The organism is Ideonella azotifigens, assembly GCF_006519715.1.
Lineage (GTDB): Bacteria > Pseudomonadota > Gammaproteobacteria > Burkholderiales > Burkholderiaceae_C > Ideonella > Ideonella azotifigens.
The window spans coordinates 1-2,646 of the sequence record NZ_VIDT01000711.1; the positions used below are offsets into that span (position 1 = coordinate 1).

The following is a 2,646-nucleotide window of genomic DNA, read 5'->3' on the forward strand; positions in this document are numbered from 1 at the left end:
GCCGACAGCGCGGCCAGCCAGTCCAGCCGGGCGCGCGCTGGGGTGAAAGCGGGAATCGACATGGCGGTGATCTCCTTGAAGAAGGCCCCGCCTGATGAGCAGATGGTGGATGAAAACAGCAATGAGGCAAGGGCGACGCGATGCTATTGGCATTCAATTGGTTCTACACATATAGGACCAGTAAGAGACCTGTTCAGGCGTAAGCGTGCGTTTCGACGGGGGCCATGACGCTTGCAGTGCCGTGGTGACCTGTTGCGACGTGCGATGTGTCACGCCGCCACGTCGTTTGATTTGACGAGGGTCAAGTTGCCGTCAGCTTCGGTGGTTTCGAGCCGAAACAAGACAGACCTCCGGCAGGGTGCCGGCCCATTTCGCAGTTCGAGCCGCCCATGAAAACCTTGTCCCTCACCACCCGCCTGCGCCTGATGGCGCTGCTGCTGACCCTGGCCATGCTGGGGCTGGCGGCGTACACCGCGCTGGCGTTCTACGAGTCGTCGATCGGCCAGCGCCTGAGCACCACGCGTGCGGTGGTCACGCAGGCGCTTGGCACGGTGCAGAAGTACCAGACCGAAGCCACCGCCGGCAAGATCAGCGAGGCCGAAGCGAAGGCCAAGGCCAAGGCCGAGCTGATGGCCATGCGCTACGAAGGCAAGGAATACGTCTTCATCACCGACGTCACGGCGCACATGGTCGCCCACCCGATCAAGCCGGAGATGGACGGCACTGACCAGACCAACACCAAGGACCCCAAGGGCAAGCAGCTGTTTGTCGAGATGGCGAACGTCGTGAAGGCCCAGGGCAGCGGCTACGTGGACTACCTGTGGCCGCGTGTCGGCAGCGACGAGCCGGTGCCCAAGCGCAGCTACGTGGCCGGCTTCACGCCCTGGGGCTGGGTGGTCGGCTCGGGTGTCTACATCGATGCGGTGCGCAATGACGCGCTGCGTTTTGCCGGCGTCACGTTGGCCATCAGCCTGGTGGTGTGCGCGCTGATCTTCGTCTTCATCCATCGCTTTGCCGGCAGCCTGCAGCGCCGCTTCCAGCAGGCCGAGACGGCGCTGAGCGCGATTGCCGCGGGCGACCTGACCGTGGACGTGCCGATCGGCCGGCTCGACGAGATCGGCCGCATGATGCAGACCCTGTGCAGCACCCGCGACCGCCTGGCCCAGGTCATGGCCCAGGTGCGGGACGCGACCGGCAATGTCGGCGCGGCCAGCGGCGAGATCGCGCTGGGCAACCAGGATTTGTCGACCCGCACCGAAGCCACCGCGGCCAACCTGCAGCGCACGGCCGGCTCGATGAGCCTGCTGACGACCACGGTCAACCGTTCCACCGAAGCGGCCGAACAGGCCAGCAGGGAAGCCGGCTCGGCCACCGAAGTGGCGCAGCGCGGCGGCCAGGTGGTTTCCGAAGTGGTGACGACGATGCAAAACATCCAGGACAGCTCGAACCGCATCTCCGAGATCATCGGCACCATCGATGGCATTGCCTTCCAGACCAACATCCTGGCGCTGAACGCTGCGGTCGAAGCTGCCCGCGCTGGCGAGCAGGGCAAGGGCTTTGCGGTGGTGGCCAGCGAAGTGCGCTCGCTGGCGCAGCGCTCCGCCGCCGCGGCGCGCGAGATCAAGACCTTGATCGTGACCTCGGCCGAAAGGGTGGAGTGCGGCGCGCGCCTGGTGGGCAGCGCTGGCAGCACCATGTCCGAGATCGTTGGCCGGGTGCAGCGCGTGACCGAGATGATCAACGGCATCTCGGCCGCGTCCAACGAGCAGTCGCGCAGCCTCGGCGAGATCGCCGGCGCGGTGCAGCAGCTCGACGAGGTCACGCAGCAGAACGCCGCGCTGGTCGAAGAGTCAGCCGCAGCCGCGCAGAGTTTGCGCGATCAATCCTTGCAACTCTCGGCCGCGGTCGGCCGCTTCCAGTTGCCCGCGTGAATCAGGTGCCTGAATCAGCCTGACGGAGGCCGGCAGCAGCTGCACCGCGATCAGGAGGCGCCGCCGGTCCATGCTGTCCGACAGCACGCTGGCGGGGATTGCCAGCAGAAGATCGGCAGCGTGGCCGCGGCCTGCACCAGTGCCACGGCGGCGGCTTCAGTGCCCGCTGCGCTCACGCCAGTCCATCCAGGCCACCAGCACAAAGCCGCCCGCCAGGCCCCAGTGCTCGAAAAACGCGTTCATCAGCATGAAGCGGTCCTGGCCCTCGGCCAGCCAGAAGCGGTTGGCGATGAAGGTGGCGCCCAGCGTGAAGACGGCCAGTGCCAGCGCGCCCAGCCAGCGCAGTTTGCCGCTGAGGATCAGGGCCGAGGCGACCAGTTCCAGCACGATGGTGGCCAGCGCCAGCGGCATCGCCGGCTGCAGCCCGAAGTGCTGCATTTCGCCGACCGCGCCGGCAAAGTCGAAGGCCTTGACCAGCCCGCCTTGCAGGTAGGCCGCGCACAGGCCGAGCAGGGCCAGCCAGCGCACGACAGGGGATGCCAGGCCGGAGGCCGGCGCCAGGTCGGCGCCGGGCAGCGGCGCGATCTTGAGGGTGGAACGTGCCATGTCAAACCGCCCAGCAGGCGCAGCCCAGCGCGCCCCAGAAGGATTTCAGATCGGATACAGGTGCCTTGTTGCCCCAGGCCTTGGCATGCGCATGGCCGTGCACGCCGCA

2 protein-coding genes and 1 pseudogene are annotated in these 2,646 nt (G+C 67.0%); 1 reads left to right on the forward strand and 2 read right to left on the reverse strand.

The window, feature by feature from the left end; genetic code table 11:
• The first annotated feature begins 389 nt into the window (after positions 1-389).
• Positions 390-1,931 carry a methyl-accepting chemotaxis protein gene (locus tag FKP22_RS26625; protein WP_141290945.1) on the forward strand — a complete coding sequence of 514 codons (1,542 nt, stop codon included), beginning with the start codon at positions 390-392 and terminating at the stop codon, positions 1,929-1,931.
• Positions 1,932-1,952: 21 nt separating this feature from the next.
• Here the strand turns inward: FKP22_RS26625 and FKP22_RS34555 are convergent.
• Positions 1,953-2,086, reverse strand: a pseudogene (locus FKP22_RS34555) (MFS transporter); the annotation flags it as partial.
• A 1-nt stretch (position 2,087) separates the two neighbouring features.
• Positions 2,088-2,537: a DoxX family protein gene (locus tag FKP22_RS26630; protein WP_141290947.1), complete on the reverse strand. Its 450-nt coding sequence runs from the start codon at positions 2,535-2,537 to the stop codon at positions 2,088-2,090.
• Positions 2,538-2,646 lie beyond the last annotated feature (109 nt).